The organism is Gallaecimonas sp. GXIMD4217 (assembly GCF_038087665.1).
Lineage (GTDB): Bacteria > Pseudomonadota > Gammaproteobacteria > Enterobacterales > Gallaecimonadaceae > Gallaecimonas.
This window is the reverse complement of record NZ_CP149925.1, coordinates 332,329-348,392: the sequence shown is the minus strand read 5'-3', so window position 1 is coordinate 348,392 and position 16,064 is coordinate 332,329. Positions and strand designations below refer to the sequence as shown.

Sequence of the window (16,064 nt, the reverse complement as noted above, 5' to 3'; positions counted from 1 at the left end):
ATGGCTACCGCGACCACTACGGCCAATAAGAGAAAGATACAAGCCGTCAAACTGGAAGTCTTTACCTGGAAAGGCGTCAACCGCCGTGGTGAAAAGGTCCAGGGTGAGATCACCGGCACCAAGATCAACGAGATCAAGGCCCAGCTCAGGGCCCAGGGCATCACGCCCAAGGAGGTCCGTAAAAAGCCCAAGCCGCTGTTTTCCATGGGGCAAAAGGTAGAAGCGGCCGATATCGCCGCCATCACCCGCCAGCTGGCCACCATGCTGGCGTCCGGTGTCCCCTTGGTGCAGTCCCTGGACATCATCTCCAAGGGCAACAAGAAGGATGCGGTACGGGAAATGATGGCCAAGATCAGTGCCGATGTGCAGGGTGGAACCCTGCTGTCGGAGGCCTTGGCCAAGTACCCCATTTACTTTGATGATCTCTATCGCGATCTGGTAGCAGCAGGTGAAAACTCCGGTGCCATGGAAACCATGTTCGACCGCATCGCCACCTACAAGGAGAAGCAGGAAGAGCTGAAGTCAAAGATCAAAAAGGCGCTCTTCTATCCTTCGGCCATCGTCTTCGTTGCCATAGTGGTTACGGCCATCCTGCTGATCTTTGTCGTGCCCCAATTCGAGGACATCTTCCACTCCTTTGGCGCCGAACTGCCTGCCTTTACCCAGCTCTGGATCAAGATCTCCCATGTCGTCCGGGATTCCTGGTATATCGTATTGGCTGTATTGATCGTCGCCGGCCTCATGTTCAGGCAAGCTCACCGCAAATCCCAGGATGTCAGGGACAGAACCGATAGGTTTATGCTTAAGATCCCAATAGTTGGCCCCATACTGCACAAAGCCTCTCTTGCCCGCTTTGCCCGTACCCTGGCCACCACCTTCTCTGCCGGTGTGCCGCTTATCGAAGGTTTGAATTCATCGGCCGGCGCCTCCGGTAATGCCCTCTATCGTGATGCGATTTTGAAGGTGCGCCGCGAGGTGGAAACCGGCATGCAGATGAACGTGGCCATGAGGACCACCGCCGTCTTCCCGGAGATGGTCATACAGATGGTGCTGATCGGCGAAGAATCCGGCTCCATCGATGAGATGATGACCAAGGTTGCCCAAATCTTTGAGCGTGAGGTGGACGATGCCGTCGACGGCCTGATGAGTCTGCTGGAACCTGCCATCATGATCGTTCTCGGCCCGCTCATCGGCGGCCTGGTGGTGGCCATGTACCTGCCCATCTTCCAGCTGGGTCAAGTCGTAGGCTAAAGACAGATGCAGTTAATCGAACTCCTCTCCCGCGAGCCCCTGTGGCTCGCGGCTTTTATTGGCATCCTGGGCCTGCTGGTGGGCAGCTTCCTCAATGTGGTTATCCACCGGCTGCCACTCATGCTGGAAGCGCGCTGGAAAGCGGAAAGCCGCGACCTCTTGGAATTGGAAGCCGAGCCAGAGCAGGCCCCCTTCAACCTGATGACACCCCACAGTCACTGCCCCAAGTGCCAATCACCGGTAAGGTGGTACGACAATATCCCCGTGCTGTCCTGGCTGCTGCTGGCCGGCAAGTGCCGCCATTGCAAGGCCCCCATTGCCATTCGTTATCCCCTGGTGGAGCTCATTACCGGCCTGATGTCGGCGGCGGTGGCCTGGCACTTTGGTGCGACCGTCCTCATGGTCGGCGCCCTGCTGCTGACCTGGTTCCTGGTGGCGCTGACCTTTATCGATGCCGACACCATGCTGTTGCCGGACGACATGACCCTGCCGCTGCTCTGGGGGGGACTTGCCATCAGCCTGGTGGGCGGCCTGGTCACACCGGAGAAGGCCATTTTGGGCGCCATGCTGGGCTACCTGTCGCTCTGGTCCGTTTATTGGGTGTTCAAACTGCTCACCGGCAAGGAAGGCATGGGCTACGGGGATTTCAAGCTGCTGGCTGCCCTTGGTGCCTGGCTTGGCCCGGCCATGCTGCTGCAGATAGTGCTGCTGTCATCCGTGTTCGGCGCCCTCTGGGGCATCATCGCCGCCATCCGCAAGGGCAGCCAACCCATGCCCTTTGGACCTTTCCTGGCCATCGCCGGCTGGGTCGCCCTCATCTGGGGGCCGGCCATTAACGCTTGGTACCTGGGGCTGTTGGGACACTGATGTTTGTCGTAGGCCTGACCGGCGGCATCGGTAGCGGCAAGAGCACTGTGGCGAATGCCTTCCACGAACTCGGCATCGAGCTGGTCGATGCCGATGTGGTGGCCCGCCAGGTGGTCGAACCCGGCACTTCGGCGCTGGCCGCCATCGCTGCCCATTTCGGCAACGCCGTGCTCCAGGCCGATGGCAGCCTGGACCGCAAGGCACTGCGGGAAATTGTCTTTGCCGATGACAAGCAGCGCCTTTGGCTGAACGACCTGCTCCATCCCCTGATCCGTCAGGAAATGCAGCGCCAGCTGCAAGCCGCTCCCAGTCCCTACGTGCTCTTCGTGGTGCCCTTATTGTTCGAGAACGGCCTGGATGGGCTCTGCGATCGCACCTTGGTCATCGATGTGCCGCAAGAGGTCCAGCTGCAGCGGGTACTGGCCAGGGACGACACCAATCCGGAGACCGTCAAGGGCATTCTCCACAGCCAAATGGACCGGGCCGAGCGTCTGGCTCGGGCGGACGATGTGCTCGACAACAGTGGCCAACCCGAGAAGCTGAAAGCCCAGGTTCAGCAATTGCACCAAAGCTACTTGGCGATGGCTAGGCAAAAGGCGCTATCATAAGGCCAATAGCGCCTATCGACTGCCGAGGCTATGGCTGTTACCTACGAATTTCCCCTGTCCGAAAAGCTGCGTACCTACCTGCGACTGGAGGAGGTATTGGAGCGGCTGTTCTGTAAGGACAATCCCCACTTCTTCCAGGCCCTGTTCAATGCCCAGGATGTACTGGAAAGAGGCGAGCTGAGAGCGGATCTGAGCAAGGATCTGGAGCGGCTGATGGAGCGGCTGCAGCTCTGGTCACAAAGGCCGGAGGTGGACGGTCAGCGCCTGCAGCAGATGCATGAGGATCTGCGCTCCCTGAGGCACTGGCTGGCCGCCACCCCAAAACCGGGCCAGGCCTGGCGCGACGACAAGTTTCTCGCCTCGCTGCGCTCCCGCTACGCCGTACCGGGCGGTGACACCAACTTCGATCTGCCCCAGCTGCAATGCTGGCACCAGCGTTCCATCGAGCTGCGCCAGGCGGAGATCTCGGCCTGGCTCGATGTGGTGGCCCCCCTGCAGCAGTCGCTGCAGAGTTTCCTGCATTTCCTGCGTGAGCTGGGCCACAGCGAGTCCGTGCTGGCCAAGAGCGGTTTCTACCAGAATGCCGGTGACCAGCTGGTGCTGGTGCGGATCAGCGGCCTGCCCGTCGATGTCTTTCCCATGGTCAGCGGCCATCGCGGCCGCTACACTGTGCGCCTCATGCGCCTGTGCGATGACGGCGAGCAGCAGGCCGTCACCGAAGACATGGCCTTCAACCAACAGACCTGCGCCTGGTAGGAGGAAACCGATGGAAGTGAAATGCCCTATCTGCGGCAAGTCCGTACCCTGGAACGAAAAAAGCGCCTTCAGGCCCTTCTGCTCCAAACGCTGCCAACTGATCGATCTCGGCGAGTGGGCCAGCGAGGAGCGTCGCATCCCCTCTGAAGAGGAGGCGCCCAGCCAGGAAGAAGCCCCCAAGGGCTACGAGTTCGACTAGCGGCTCAGTGCCTGAACGGCCTCGACTATGGGGCCGTTGGCATCGGGAAAGTCCATTTCGCCCAGCTCGCTGACCCTGATCCAGGCCCCTTCCTGGCCTTCCTTACCGTGGGGCTGCCCCACAAAGCCCCGCACCAGCCACACATCCAGCTTCACCACCTTGTCGCCATAGTCGTGCTCGACCACGGTCAGGGGCTCGGCCGTCACCACGTTGATGCCGATTTCCTCATGGAGCTCCCTGTCCAGGGCCCTCAGCACGTCCTCGCCCTCTTCCACCTTGCCGCCGGGAAACTCCCACTTGCCGCCCTGGTGCTTGTCGTCGGGCCTCTTGGTGAGAAAGACCTCATCACGGCCGTTTTCGATGACGCCGACCGCCACCCAGACCACTTGCTTGCTCATACACTACTCCAAAACAAAGAGGTGGCCAGGCCACCTCTTTTCGGTTTCATTCAGGGCCCTTGTCAGGCCAGCTTACCGTGGCACTGCTTGTACTTCTTGCCGGAGCCACAGGGGCAGGGATCGTTGCGGCCCACCTTGGGGCCGGCACGCATGGCGGTTTCGGCCACCACCTCGCCGCCCACGGGCGCAGACGCCTCGTGCTGGTACTGCTGCTGCACCGGCTCGGCACGGCGGCGCTGCTCTTCCACGGCCGCCACGTCTTCCTCGGCCTGGACCCTGACCTTGCAGAGGATGCTGACCACATCGTGCTTGAGGTTCTCCAGCATCTCGGTGAACAGCTCGAAGGCCTCGCGCTTGTATTCCTGCTTGGGGTTCTTCTGGGCATAGCCACGCAGGTGGATGCCCTGGCGCAGGTGGTCCATGGCCGCCAGGTGTTCCTTCCACAGGCCGTCCAGGGTCTGCAGCATCACCGCCTTTTCGAAATGGCGCAGCACCTGCTCGCCGACGGCGGCTTCCTTGGCCTGATAGGCCTCGTTGATGGCAGCCAGGATCTTCTCGCGCAGGCTGTCCTCGTGGAGCTTGTCGTCTTCGTCCAGCCACTGCTGCAGCGGCAGCTCGATGGCGAAGTCGGCCTTCAGGCGCTCTTCCAGGCCGGGCACGTCCCACATTTCCTCCAGGGACTGGGGCGGGATATAGGCGCTGATGGTCTTGTCGACGACATCGGCGCGAATGGCCTCGATGGTGTCCTGGATGCTGTCGGAGTCCATCAGCTCGTTGCGCTGCTCGTAGATGACCTTGCGCTGGTCGTTGGCCACGTCATCGTATTCCAGCAGCTGCTTACGGATGTCGAAGTTACGGCCCTCCACCTTGCGCTGGGCATTCTCGATGGCGCGGTTGACCCAGGGGTGCTCAATGGCCTCGCCACGCTCCATGCCCAGGCGCTTCATCATGTTGGTGACGCGGTCGGAGGCGAAGATGCGCATCAGGGCATCTTCCATGGACAGGTAGAAGCGGCTGGAGCCGGGGTCGCCCTGGCGGCCGGAACGGCCCCGCAGCTGGTTGTCGATACGGCGTGATTCGTGACGCTCGGTGCCTATGATGTGCAGGCCGCCGGCCTCCAGGACCTGGTCATGGCACTGCTGCCATTGGGCCTTGATGGCGTCGATCTGCTCCTGGCTGGGATTGTCCAGCTTGTCCACCTCGGATTGCCAGTTGCCGCCCAGGATGATATCGGTACCCCGGCCGGCCATGTTGGTGGCGATGGTCACCGCGCCCGGCTTACCGGCCTGGGCGACGATCTCCGCCTCCATGGCGTGGTACTTGGCGTTCAACACCTGGTGGGGGATGCCTTCCTTCTTGAGGTGCCTCGACAGAAGTTCTGAGGATTCGATGGAGATGGTGCCCACCAACGAGGGCCTGCCCTTCTCCCGCTGGCTCTTGATGTCGGTGATGATGGCTTCGAACTTCTCTTCCGTGGTCAGGTAGACCTGGTCGGCCATGTCGTCGCGGATCATCGGCCTGTTGGTGGGGATCACCACGGTTTCCAGGCCATAGATGTGCTGGAATTCGAAGGCTTCGGTATCGGCGGTGCCTGTCATGCCGGCCAGCTTGTCGTAGATGCGGAAGTAGTTCTGGAAGGTGATGGAGGCCAGGGTCTGGTTTTCGTTCTGGATCTTGACCCCTTCCTTGGCTTCCACGGCCTGGTGCAGGCCTTCGGACCAGCGGCGGCCGGGCATGGTACGGCCGGTATGCTCGTCCACTATGACGATCTCATCGTCCTGGACTATATAGTCCACGTCCTTCTGGAACAGGTGGCGGGCGCGCAGGGCGGCGTTGACATGGTGCAGCAGGGTGATGTTGGCGGCGCTGAACAGGGAGTCGTCCTCGTTCAGCAGGCCCTCGCGCTTGAGCATCTCCTCGATGTTCACCTGGCCGCGCTCGGTCAGGTACAGCTGCTTGGCCTTCTCATCTATGGTGAAGTCGCCGTCGCCCTGCTCGCCTTCCTTGTCTTCCTCGGCCTGGCGCACCAGGCTAGGTACCAGGGTGTTGATTTTTGCGTAGAGGGCAGAGCTGTCCTCGGCCTGGCCGGAAATGATCAGCGGGGTACGGGCCTCGTCGATCAGGATGGAGTCCACCTCGTCGATGATGGCGTAGGACAGGGGGCGCTGCACCCGCTCCGCCGGGCCGAAGGCCATGTTGTCGCGCAGGTAGTCGAAGCCGAATTCGTTGTTGGTACCGTAGGTGATGTCGGCGGCGTAGGCCTCCTTCTTCTCCATCTGGCCCATGCCGGGCACGTTGACGCCCACGCTCAGTCCCAGGAATTCGAACAGCGGCCGGTTCCACTCGGCGTCACGCTTGGCCAGGTAGTCGTTCACGGTGATCACGTGCACGCCCTTGCCGGTCAGGGCGTTCAGGTAGGCCGGCAGGGTCGCGGTCAGGGTCTTACCTTCACCGGTACGCATCTCGGCGATCTTGCCGGACTGCAGCACCATGCCGCCGATCAGCTGCACGTCGAAGTGACGCATGCCGAAGATGCGCTTGGAGGCTTCACGCACCACGGCAAAGGCTTCTACCAGGATGTCATCCAGGGTCTCGCCCTTTTCCAGGCGAGCGCGGAACTCATCGGTCTTGGCCTTGATCTCCTCGTCGGAGGCCGCTTCGAAGCTGGGCTCCAGGGCGTTGATCTGGGCGACAACCTTGCTGAGTTTCTTGATGGTGCGGTCATTGCGACTGCCGATGATTTTGGTAAGAAGCTGTGTGAACATAATCCTGATCTGTACTTTATTTATCCGGCGTGCAGTGCCGGCTATTATTCCCTAATCCACGCCTTTGGGGTAGACAAAATGCTTAGGGTCCTGGGGCTTACCCTGGTGACGCACCTCGAAGTGCACATGGGGGCCCGTCGCTCTGCCACTGGAGCCAACCCGGGCGATGATCTGGCCCTTTTCGACCCGCTCCCCCGCCTTGACCTCCAGGCCGCTGTTATGGCCGTAACGGGTGGTGACCCCGTCACCGTGTTCCAACTCCACCAGCAGGCCGTAGCCCTTGTAGCGGCCGGCGTAGGTAACCACGCCACTGGCACTGGCCAGCACGGGCGTGCCTTGGTCGGCAGCCAGATCCAGGCCGGCATGAAAACGGCGCCGGCCGTTGAAAGGATCCTGTCGATAGCCGAAGGCGGACGCCTGCCTGCCCTCGGGCAGCGGCGATGCCGTCGGCTCGCTCTGAGAAGCTATCTGGTGGCGTCCCAACAGTTTTTCAAGGGTCTGGTAACGATTTTCCAACAGTGCCAGGCCATTGGCGTCGCTCAGCTCCTGTTCCGGCAGGGGCCCAAGCCCCATGCGCCGGGACAGCAACTCGGCCCGGGTTCTAAGCGCCACTAGCCTGGCCTCGGCCTCGCCGAGACGGGCCGACATCCATTGCCAGCGGCTGGCATCCGGCAGAGCCACGCCCTCCCCCGGCATTGCCGTCTGCGCCTTGGCTCCGGCACCGCCGGGCAGGCTGAGCAGCAGCATCAGCAACGACAGCAGCAAGGCCGCCAGCAACCAGGCCGGCAACGACCATTGCCGGGAGCGCCCCGCTCGTTCGATAATGAAGGTGACTTTCATCAGAAGCGACTTGCCATGTCATCACACCCGGACTCATTGAAGGATCTGGCCCAACGCCCCGGCTCCGGTGTCGCCGATCTGCAGCAGCGGGCCCTGCTGCTCAGGCGCCTGAACCAGGCCTATGCCAAGCTGGTGGGTGAGCCCCTGGCCAGTCAGAGCCGGGTGGCCAACCTGCGCCAGGGTACCCTGGTCATCGAAGTGGCCAGCGCCGCCTGGCTGACCCGTCTGCGCTATCAGCGCGAGGAACTGCTCAGCCAGTTTCGCCAGCAAATTCATCCAAGCCTAACCAGCCTGGACCTGCGGATCAACCCGGCCGCCGCCCGGCGACCCGGTAGCCCTGAACAGCGGGATGTGCTGACCACCCCCATCCAGGGCCAGGACAGCCTCAAGGAAAACCGCCGTAGAATCAGCAGTGAAGCGGCGGCCAGGCTCAAGGAGCTGGCTGCAGACGCCCCGCCGGGACTGAAAGAGAAGCTGGAAAGGCTGGCGGCGCTCAGTGAGCGCCGCCGGACAGACGATAAGGAGTGATCAGGCCAGGCTGGTGCCCGGCATCAGGTAGGAAATGGGCGAGGCCTGGCCTTCTTCTTCGAAGGTGACCTTTTCCCAGGCGGCCTCGTTGGCCAGCAGGGCCCGCACCAGCATGTTGTTCAGGCCGTGGCCCGACTTGAAGGAGCGGAACTCACCGATGATGGAGTGGCCGGCCAGGTAGAGATCGCCCACCGCATCCAGCAGCTTGTGCTTGACGAACTCGTCGTCGTAGCGCAGCCCTTCGTTGTTGAGGATGCGGTACTCGTCCAGGACGATGGCGTTCTCCATGCTGCCGCCCAGGGCCAGGTTGTTGGCGCGCAGGTATTCGATGTCCCGCATGAAGCCGAAGGTCCGGGCCCGGCTCACTTCCTTGACGAAGGAAGAGGTGGAGAAGTCCATCACCAGATGCTGGTTGCGTCCCTCGAAGGCCGGATGGTCGAAGTCGATGGCCACGTCCATCTTGAAGCCCTTGTAGGGGCGGAACTCGGCCCACTTGTCGCCATCCTCCACCCGGATCACGTCCTTGATCCGGATGAATTCCTTGGCGGCAGCCTGCTCTTCGATACCCGCCGACTGGAGCAGGAACACGAAGGGACTGGCGCTGCCGTCCATGATCGGGATCTCAGGGGCATCCACCTCGATGATGAGGTTGTCGATGCCCATGGCGGCCAGGGCGGCACTGAGATGCTCTATGGTCGCCACCTTGTGGCCCTGCTCGCTGTGCAGGCAGGTGCAGAGCATGGTGTCGCCCACCAGCTCACCCTTGGCCGGGATGTCCACCACGGGGTCGAGATCGACCCGGCGGAAGACGATGCCGGTGTTCACGGGCGCAGGACGCAGCACCAGGGTAACCTTGTTACCGCTGTGCAGACCGACGCCTGTGGCGCGAATGGCGCTCTTCAAGGTGCGTTGCCGGATCATGGATCGCTTTGCCTCGCTTCAATGGGACCCAAATGGTCCTACCTGTACAAAAAGGAGCCGCATTTTAGCACGACACCTTCATGGTCGCAAAAGCCGCGCTCAGTCGGCCTGGCGGCGCAGGAACGCCGGGATATCCAGGTAGTCGAGATCGGCGTTGCTCTTGCGGGCCGGTTGGGCGGCTGCCTGGGGCTTCTCTTCCAGTTGGACCTTGCTCTCGGGCTGAGGTGCCGGTACGGCGTTGCCGGTGGGCATCTCGACGCTGGGCTTGGCCTCGACCTTGGGCTCCGGCTCGCGCTTGGGCTGCACCAGGGTGATCTCCGGCTTGGCCTTCTCGCCGCCGATACCGGTGGCCACCACTGTGACCCGCACTTCGTTGGCCATTTCGGGATCGATGGAGGTACCCACCACGACTGTGGCGTTCTCGCTGGCAAAGCCCTGCACGGCGGCACCCACGGTCTCGAACTCCTCGATGGTCAGATCCAGGCCGGCGGTGATGTTGACCAGGATGCCCTTGGCACCTGCCAGATCCACGTCTTCCAGCAGCGGGCTGGAGATGGCGGCCTCGGCGGCCTCCTGGGCGCGGTCTTCGCCGGAGGCGATACCTGAACCCATCATCGCCTTGCCCATCTCGCTCATGACGGTGCGCACGTCGGCAAAGTCGACGTTGATCAGGCCCGGGTGGGTGATCAGCTCGGCGATGCCCTTGACCGCGCCCAGCAGCACGTCGTTGGCGGCCTTGAAGGCGTCCAGCAGGCTGGTGGACTTGCCCAGCACCTTGAGCAGCTTCTCGTTGGGGATGGTGATCAGCGAGTCGACGTTCTGCTCCAGGTAGTTGATACCTTCCTGGGCATAGGCCATGCGCTTCTTGCCTTCGAAGGGGAAGGGCTTGGTGACCACGGCCACGGTCAGGATACCCAGCTCCTTGGCGATCTCCGCCACCACGGGCGCGGCGCCGGTACCTGTGCCACCGCCCATGCCGGCGGCGATGAAGACCATGTCGGCCCCATCCAGCACCTCGCGCAGCTGCTCGCGGTCCTCTTCGGCACTGCGGCGGCCGATCTCCGGGTTGGCGCCGGCACCCAGGCCCTTGGTCACGTTGGCACCCAGTTGTACCGTGACATGGGCCTTGGAGCTCTTCAGCGCCTGGGCATCGGTGTTGGCCGCAATGAACTCAACACCCTCTATGGTCTGCTCCACCATGTGCTGGACGGCGTTACCACCGCCGCCACCGACACCGATGACCTTGATGACGGCCTCATCGGAATGGCCTTCAACGAATTCAAACATGTTAAACCTCTCCAGTCGTCTGCCTGTTTATCCCTAAAACTCACCTTTGAACCAACCCTGGACCTTGGCCCAAAGGCTGCTGACGCCTTCCCCGACGCCACGCTCCGGCCGCCGGACGACACTGTCATCCTTGCCGTAGTGCAACAAGCCGACGGCTGTGGCAAAGCGGGGATCTGCGACATAGTCTGCCAGCCCTTTGGCCGGCAAGGGTGCGCCCAGGCGCACCGGCATCTGGAAGATGTCTTCAGCGAACTGAATGGCACCTTCCATCTGTGCTGTGCCACCGGTCAGTACGATACCGGCGGCGATCTGTTCTTCCAAGCCGCTCTTGCGCAATTCTTCCTGCACCAGCTCGAACAGCTCCTGGTAGCGGGGCTCCACCACCTCCGCCAGGGTATGGCGGCTCATGGAGCGGGACGGCCGTCCGCCCACGGACGGCACCTCGATGTTCTCTTCCTTGCTGACCAGGTTCTTGATGGCGCAGGCGTAGCGGGTCTTGATCTCCTCGGCATGGCTCAGCGGCGTGCGGAAGATCTTGGCGATGTCCGAGGTGACCTGGTTGCCGGCGGCGGGGATCACCGCCGTGTGGCGAATGGCGCCATTGGTGTAGACGGTCATGTCCATGGTGCCGGCGCCCATGTCCACCACGCACACCCCCAGCTCCTTTTCGTCGTCGGTGAGCACCGCGTAGCTGGAGGCCAGGGCCGTGAAGATAAGCGAGTCCACCTTCAGGCCGCAGCGTTCCACGCACTTGATAATGTTGCGGGCCATGTCGTTGGCGCAGGTGACCAGGTGCACGTTGGCGGTCAGGCGCACGCCGCTCATGCCGATGGGGCTCTTGATGCCTTCCTGGTAGTCGATGCCGAATTCCTGGGGCAGCACGTGCAGGATGCGGCGGCCTTCCGGGATCTGCACCGACTTGGCGGTGTGGATCACGGCGTCCACGTCGTCCTGGGAAACCTCGGCGTCATTGATGGGCACCATGCCGGATTCGTTCTGGCAACGCACATGGCGGCCGGAAATGGCCAGGTAGACGGCGCTGATCTGGCAGTCCGCCATCATCTCCGCCTCGTCCACGGCGCGCTGCACGGACTGGGCCACGGAGTCCAGGTCGTTGACGCCGCCCTTGTCCATGCCCCGGGAGGCATGGCTGCCCACGCCGAGGATGTTGAGCTCGCCGTCAGGCAGCACCTCGCCCACCACGGCCACGATCTTGGCGGTGCCGATGTCCAGTCCGACGATTAATTTTCTATCCGTTGCCTTGGTCATGGAGCTTCAGCTCTCAGCGTCTTGTTGTTCTTCCTGCCAGCCTACCGCGAATCCGGTGTCATAGCGCAGATCCAGGTAGGCCGGTTGCCTCTGCTCCCCCTGCACATAGGGGAAGCTGTCGATAAAACGTTGCACCCGTCTCAGGGTGTCTTCCCGCCCCAGGATCAGCCTGGGGCCGTTGCCCAGCTCCAGCTCCCAGCTCTGGCGGTTGCTGAGCCGGGCCGCCTGGATGGCAAAGCCGGCATCGCCCAGCAGTTGCCCGAGCTTGCGGTAGCCCTCCAGGGCCTCCCGGGCGTCCAGGTCCTGGCCATAGAGCCGGGCCAGGGCCTGTTCCTGCTCGCTCTGGGGCGCCTCGAAGATCTCGCCCTGCAGGTTGAGCAGCCTGTTGTCGTTCCACTTGGCCACCGCCTGCTGCTCCACCAGGTAGATCTGCAGCTTGCGGGGCCAGGCCTTGCGCACCGAGACCTGGTAGATCCAGGGCAGGGCCTCCAGGCGCCGCTGCACCTCGTTCACATCCAGGCTGAAAAAGCTGCCCAGGGGCCTTTCCAGCAGCACGGCGCGTATCTGCTCGGCCGGGGTATGGGGGTGCAGTCCCTGCACCTCGACCACCTCCAGCGGCAGGCGTCCCTCGTCCTGCATGGTCCGCCAGAGCCAGGCGCCACCGGCCACGAAGGCCGCCAGCACCAGCCCCAGAAAGCTCACCCCGAACCACCAGCCGACCCGGCTCTGCACCCGGTGCTCCTCAGACCGCCGTGGCCAGGATGCGGCAGACCAGGGCCGGGAAGTCGATACCCACCGCCTTGGCCGCCTTGGGCACCAGGCTGGTCTCGGTCATGCCCGGCACCGTGTTCACCTCCAGCAGCTGGAAGTTGCCGTGCTCGTCGCGCATGGCGTCGACCCGGCCCCAGCCACCGGCACCCACGGCCTTGAAGGCCTTGAGGGCCAGGGCCTGCAGCCGCCGTTCGTCTTCTTCGCCGAGTCCGCAGGGGATCAGGTACTGGGTGGTCTTGGACTGGTACTTGGCTTCGTAGTCGTAGAAGCCCTTGGCCGGGACCATGCGGATCACCGGCAGCACCTGGTCGTCCAGGATGGCAACGGTGAACTCGGGGCCGTCGATCCAGCGCTCCACCAGCACCACCTCGTCCAGCTCGAAGGCCGCGTCCAGGGCCGCCTTCAGCTCGCCCAGGGTATCGGCGCGGCTCATGCCGATGCTGGAGCCTTCCCGTGACGGCTTGACCATCACCGAGCCGGCCATTATATCGGCGCCAAGCTGTTCATTAAACCGGCCTTTTTCAATGACCCAGGCCTGGGCCGTGGGCAGGCCCAGGGCCTGCCAGATCTGCTTGGTGCGGACCTTGTCCATGGCCAGGGCCGAGCCCAGCACGCCACTGCCGGTATAGGGCAGGCCCATCCACTCCAGGGCGCCCTGGATGGTGCCGTCCTCGCCGCCACGGCCATGGAGGGCGATGAAGATCCGTTCGAAGCCCTCGGCCTTGAGTTCGGACAGCGGCCGCTCGGCCGGATCGAAACCGTGGGCGTCGACGCCGGCCTGCCTGAGCCCCTTCAGCACGGCCTTGCCCGACATCAGGGACACTTCCCGTTCGGCGGAGTTCCCGCCCAGCAGTACCGCGACCTTGCCAAATTCCATCATCGGGCTTCACCTCCGATCAGGCCCTTGGCCACCAGTTGCTTGGCCAGGGTGCCCACATTGCCGGCGCCCTGGGTGATCACCAGATCGCCCTCCCCGGCCACCTCGGCCAGCACCCTGGGCACGTCGTCCAGGCTGGACACGAATACCGGTTCCAGCTTGGAGCGGCCGCGGATGGTGCGGCACAGGGAGCGGCTGTCGGCACCGGCGATGGGCTGCTCGCCGGCGGCGTACACTTCCAGCATCACCAGCTTGTCCACCTGGCTGAGCACCTCGGCGAAGTCCTCGTAGAGATCCCGGGTGCGGCTGTACCTGTGGGGCTGGAACACCATTACCAGGCGTTTGTCGGGCCAGCCGGCCCGGGCCGCCGCTATGGTCACCGCCACCTCGGAGGGGTGGTGGCCGTAGTCGTCCACCAGCATGATCTTGCCCTTGGGGGTGTCGAACTCACCGTAATGCTGGAAGCGGCGGCCGATGCCCTCGAAGCGCTGCAGGGCGGCCAGTATGGCCTGGTCGTCCAGGCCCAGATCGGTGGCCACGGCAATGGCGGCCAGGGCGTTCTGGGCATTGTGGCGACCGGGCAGGTTCAGGGTCACGGTCAGCGGCGCCCTGTCCCTGCGCTCCACCACGAAACGGCTCTGGTTGCCGCTCTGGCTGAAGTCGCGACCACGCACGTCGGCGCCCTCGTCAAAGCCGTAGGTCAGCACCTGGCGGCCAAGGCCCTGGCTCAGCGCCTTGACCACCGGGCAGTCCACGCAGAGCACGGCCAGGCCATAGAAAGGCAGGTTGTGGAGGAACTCCACGAAGGTGGCCTTGAGCTTCTCGAAGTCGCCGCCGTAGGTCTCCATGTGGTCCGGCTCGATATTGGTGACCACCGCCATCAGCGGCTGCAGGTGCAGGAAGGAAGCGTCGGACTCGTCCGCCTCGGCCACCAGGTAGGGGCTCTGGCCCAGGCGGGCATTGGAGCCATGGCTGTTGAGCTTGCCGCCGATCACGAAGGTCGGATCCAGGCCGCCTTCGAACAGCAGGCTGGAGATCAGGCTGGTGGTGGTGGTCTTGCCGTGGGTCCCGGCCACGGCGATGCCGCGGCGAAAACGCATCAGCTCCGCCAGCATCTCGGCCCGGCGGACCACCGGGATGCGCTGGCGCTGGGCTTCCTGGATCTCGGGGTTGTCGGCACCGATGGCGGTGGACACCACCACCACGGAGGCGCCGGCGACGTTGTCGGCCCCATGCTGGTGCCAGATGGTGGCGCCCAGGCCGGCCAGACGCTCGGTGACGGCGTTGTTGCTGAGGTCTGAGCCGGTGATCTGGTAGCCCTCGCCAAGGAGTACTTCGGCGATACCGCCCATGCCGGCGCCACCTATGCCGACAAAATGGATCCGCTCTACCCGGCGCATTGGCCCTGTTCTGGTCATACTGCTGTTCTCTTTCGCTTGTGCCCGGCCAGATCGCGCAGGATCTGGGCCACCGCCTCGGTGGCGTCCGGCCGGGCCTGTTGCCGGGCCGCCCTGGCCATTTCCACCAGGCGGTCCGGATCTTCGTTCAATTCGTCGAGCAGGGAGGCAACCCTGTCGGCCGTGAAACCGTCCTGGGGCAGCAGCAGGGCCGCGCCCTTGTCGGACAGGTAACGGGCATTCCTGGTCTGGTGATCGTCCACCGCATGGGGCAGCGGCACCAGGATCGCCGGCAGGCCAACGGCCGCCAGCTCGGACACGGTCAGGGCGCCGGCCCGGCAGATCACCAGATCCGCCCAGGCCAGGGCCTGATCCATGTCGTGGATGAATTCACTGACCCTGGGCGCCAGGCCCAGGCGGTGATAGGCCGCCTCGACCTCGGCTTCCCGGCCCTTGCCGGTCTGGTGCCAGATTTCCAGCTCCGCCCCTGCCTGGGCAAAGGCCTGGGGCAGCACCTGGTTGAACACCTGGGCGCCCAGGCTGCCGCCCGTGATCAGCACCCGGCAGGGGCCCTGGTGAGCGGCCTTTTCAACCTCGGCCAGGGAGCGGCGGATGGGGTTGCCCACCACCTGGGCCCCGGCAAAGGCGCCGGGAAAGGCCTGCAGCACCCTGCTGGCAAGCCTGGCCAGCAGCCTGTTGGTCATGCCGGCGCTGGCGTTCTGCTCATGGATCACCAGCGGCAGTCCCATCAGCCGCGCCGCCACGCCACCGGGGCCGGCGGCAAAGCCGCCCATGCCCAGCACCACGTCCGGCCTGGTTTCCTTGAATACCCTGCGGGCCTGCCAGATGGCCTTGGCCAGCTTGAAGGGGGTCACCAGCAGCCGCTTGAGGCCGTTGCCGCGCACCCCCTGGATATCGATGAAGTGCAGGGGGATCTCGTAACGGGGCACCAGCTCCGCCTCCATCCTGCTGGGGGTGCCCAGCCAGTGGATGGTCCAGCCCTCGGCCTGCAGCAGCTGGGCCACGGCCAGGGCCGGAAAGATATGGCCGCCGGTGCCACCGGCCATCACCATCAGGGTCTTGTTCTTGCTCATGGCCGCCCTCCCCTGGCCTGGCATGCCGGTGTCAGGCGCCCCGGGGCCAACGGCAGGTACTTCAGGCTTGTCATGGCAGTCATCCTCGTCCTCCCCTGGCCTGGCATGCCGGTGCCAGGCGCCCCGGGGCCAACGGCAGGTACTTCAGGCTTGTCATGGCAGTCATCCTCGTCCTCCCCTGGCCTGGCATGCCGGTGCCAGGCGCCCCGGGGCCAACGGCAGGTACTTCAGGCTTG

16 protein-coding genes are annotated in these 16,064 nt (G+C 63.9%); 6 read left to right on the top strand and 10 right to left on the bottom strand.

All coding sequences use genetic code 11. From position 1 onward, the window contains the following. The 5 genes from WDB71_RS01795 to yacG are packed head-to-tail and all read left to right on the top strand — an operon-like array spanning position 1 to position 3,681. Positions 1 to 1,251, top strand: coding sequence for a type II secretion system F family protein (locus WDB71_RS01795; RefSeq protein WP_341502942.1), 1,251 nt, complete (start codon positions 1 to 3; stop codon positions 1,249 to 1,251). Between the two features lie 6 nt (positions 1,252 to 1,257). Continuing rightward, positions 1,258 to 2,118 (top strand): A24 family peptidase, encoded by an 861-nt coding sequence (locus WDB71_RS01790; protein WP_341502941.1) that lies wholly within the window; start codon positions 1,258 to 1,260, stop codon positions 2,116 to 2,118. After that, positions 2,115 to 2,726: a dephospho-CoA kinase gene (gene coaE, locus WDB71_RS01785; protein ID WP_341504169.1), complete on the top strand. Its 612-nt coding sequence runs from the start codon at positions 2,115 to 2,117 to the stop codon at positions 2,724 to 2,726. The genes WDB71_RS01790 and coaE overlap by 4 nt, the downstream gene beginning before the upstream one ends. A 30-nt stretch (positions 2,727 to 2,756) precedes the next feature. Further along, positions 2,757 to 3,482: a cell division protein ZapD gene (zapD, locus tag WDB71_RS01780; protein ID WP_341502940.1), complete on the top strand. Its 726-nt coding sequence runs from the start codon at positions 2,757 to 2,759 to the stop codon at positions 3,480 to 3,482. A 10-nt stretch (positions 3,483 to 3,492) separates the two neighbouring features. Further along, the gene (gene yacG, locus WDB71_RS01775; RefSeq protein ID WP_341502939.1) at positions 3,493 to 3,681 is read left to right on the top strand and encodes a DNA gyrase inhibitor YacG; all 189 of its coding nucleotides are present in this window, start codon (positions 3,493 to 3,495) and stop codon (positions 3,679 to 3,681) included. Here yacG and mutT read toward each other — a convergent pair. The 3 genes from mutT to WDB71_RS01760 form a co-directional block, all read right to left on the bottom strand. Continuing rightward, a complete protein-coding gene (mutT, locus tag WDB71_RS01770; protein WP_341502938.1) occupies positions 3,678 to 4,079 on the bottom strand; it encodes an 8-oxo-dGTP diphosphatase MutT in 402 nt (133 codons plus the stop codon). The genes yacG and mutT overlap by 4 nt on opposite strands. A 62-nt stretch (positions 4,080 to 4,141) precedes the next feature. After that, complete coding sequence (gene secA, locus WDB71_RS01765) at positions 4,142 to 6,844, bottom strand: preprotein translocase subunit SecA (RefSeq protein ID WP_341502937.1); 2,703 nt, start codon at positions 6,842 to 6,844, stop codon at positions 4,142 to 4,144. Between the two features lie 51 nt (positions 6,845 to 6,895). Beyond that, positions 6,896 to 7,684 (bottom strand): M23 family metallopeptidase, encoded by a 789-nt coding sequence (locus WDB71_RS01760; RefSeq protein WP_341502936.1) that lies wholly within the window; start codon positions 7,682 to 7,684, stop codon positions 6,896 to 6,898. Positions 7,685 to 7,699: 15 nt separating this feature from the next. Between WDB71_RS01760 and WDB71_RS01755 the strand changes: the two genes are divergently transcribed. Then, the gene (locus WDB71_RS01755) at positions 7,700 to 8,212 is read left to right on the top strand and encodes a DciA family protein (protein ID WP_341502935.1); all 513 of its coding nucleotides are present in this window, start codon (positions 7,700 to 7,702) and stop codon (positions 8,210 to 8,212) included. On the opposite strand, the gene lpxC is transcribed toward WDB71_RS01755, so the two are convergent. From lpxC to murG, 7 genes are all read right to left on the bottom strand, one after another. Further along, positions 8,213 to 9,133, bottom strand: coding sequence for a UDP-3-O-acyl-N-acetylglucosamine deacetylase (lpxC, locus tag WDB71_RS01750; RefSeq protein ID WP_341502934.1), 921 nt, complete (start codon positions 9,131 to 9,133; stop codon positions 8,213 to 8,215). Positions 9,134 to 9,232: 99 nt separating this feature from the next. Next, positions 9,233 to 10,420 carry a cell division protein FtsZ gene (gene ftsZ, locus WDB71_RS01745; protein ID WP_341502933.1) on the bottom strand — a complete coding sequence of 396 codons (1,188 nt, stop codon included), beginning with the start codon at positions 10,418 to 10,420 and terminating at the stop codon, positions 9,233 to 9,235. A 33-nt stretch (positions 10,421 to 10,453) separates the two neighbouring features. Beyond that, positions 10,454 to 11,689: a cell division protein FtsA gene (ftsA, locus tag WDB71_RS01740; RefSeq protein WP_341502932.1), complete on the bottom strand. Its 1,236-nt coding sequence runs from the start codon at positions 11,687 to 11,689 to the stop codon at positions 10,454 to 10,456. Positions 11,690 to 11,695: 6 nt separating this feature from the next. After that, complete coding sequence (locus tag WDB71_RS01735) at positions 11,696 to 12,421, bottom strand: FtsQ-type POTRA domain-containing protein (protein ID WP_341502931.1); 726 nt, start codon at positions 12,419 to 12,421, stop codon at positions 11,696 to 11,698. 10 nt (positions 12,422 to 12,431) lie between these two features. Further along, a complete protein-coding gene (locus tag WDB71_RS01730; RefSeq protein ID WP_341502930.1) occupies positions 12,432 to 13,340 on the bottom strand; it encodes a D-alanine--D-alanine ligase in 909 nt (302 codons plus the stop codon). Continuing rightward, a complete protein-coding gene (gene murC / locus WDB71_RS01725) occupies positions 13,337 to 14,755 on the bottom strand; it encodes a UDP-N-acetylmuramate--L-alanine ligase (RefSeq protein ID WP_341502929.1) in 1,419 nt (472 codons plus the stop codon). Before murC ends, WDB71_RS01730 begins: the two co-directional genes overlap by 4 nt. Next, positions 14,752 to 15,828 carry an undecaprenyldiphospho-muramoylpentapeptide beta-N-acetylglucosaminyltransferase gene (gene murG, locus WDB71_RS01720; RefSeq protein ID WP_341502928.1) on the bottom strand — a complete coding sequence of 359 codons (1,077 nt, stop codon included), beginning with the start codon at positions 15,826 to 15,828 and terminating at the stop codon, positions 14,752 to 14,754. The genes murC and murG overlap by 4 nt, the downstream gene beginning before the upstream one ends. Positions 15,829 to 16,064 lie beyond the last annotated feature (236 nt).

Bases quoted from the DNA above. Each gene is read 5' to 3' on its own strand.
- WDB71_RS01795 (WP_341502942.1), top strand. From the start codon at position 1: ATGGCTACCGCGACCACTACGGCCAATAAGAGAAAGATACAAGCCGTC.
- WDB71_RS01790 (WP_341502941.1), top strand. From the start codon at position 1,258: ATGCAGTTAATCGAACTCCTCTCCCGCGAGCCCCTGTGGCTCGCGGCT.
- zapD (WP_341502940.1), top strand. From the start codon at position 2,757: ATGGCTGTTACCTACGAATTTCCCCTGTCCGAAAAGCTGCGTACCTAC.
- yacG (WP_341502939.1), top strand. From the start codon at position 3,493: ATGGAAGTGAAATGCCCTATCTGCGGCAAGTCCGTACCCTGGAACGAA.
- mutT (WP_341502938.1), bottom strand. From the start codon at position 4,079: ATGAGCAAGCAAGTGGTCTGGGTGGCGGTCGGCGTCATCGAAAACGGC.
- secA (WP_341502937.1), bottom strand. From the start codon at position 6,844: ATGTTCACACAGCTTCTTACCAAAATCATCGGCAGTCGCAATGACCGC.
- WDB71_RS01760 (WP_341502936.1), bottom strand. From the start codon at position 7,684: ATGAAAGTCACCTTCATTATCGAACGAGCGGGGCGCTCCCGGCAATGG.
- WDB71_RS01755 (WP_341502935.1), top strand. From the start codon at position 7,700: ATGTCATCACACCCGGACTCATTGAAGGATCTGGCCCAACGCCCCGGC.
- lpxC (WP_341502934.1), bottom strand. From the start codon at position 9,133: ATGATCCGGCAACGCACCTTGAAGAGCGCCATTCGCGCCACAGGCGTC.
- ftsZ (WP_341502933.1), bottom strand. From the start codon at position 10,420: ATGTTTGAATTCGTTGAAGGCCATTCCGATGAGGCCGTCATCAAGGTC.
- ftsA (WP_341502932.1), bottom strand. From the start codon at position 11,689: ATGACCAAGGCAACGGATAGAAAATTAATCGTCGGACTGGACATCGGC.
- WDB71_RS01730 (WP_341502930.1), bottom strand. From the start codon at position 13,340: ATGATGGAATTTGGCAAGGTCGCGGTACTGCTGGGCGGGAACTCCGCC.
- murC (WP_341502929.1), bottom strand. From the start codon at position 14,755: ATGACCAGAACAGGGCCAATGCGCCGGGTAGAGCGGATCCATTTTGTC.
- murG (WP_341502928.1), bottom strand. From the start codon at position 15,828: ATGAGCAAGAACAAGACCCTGATGGTGATGGCCGGTGGCACCGGCGGC.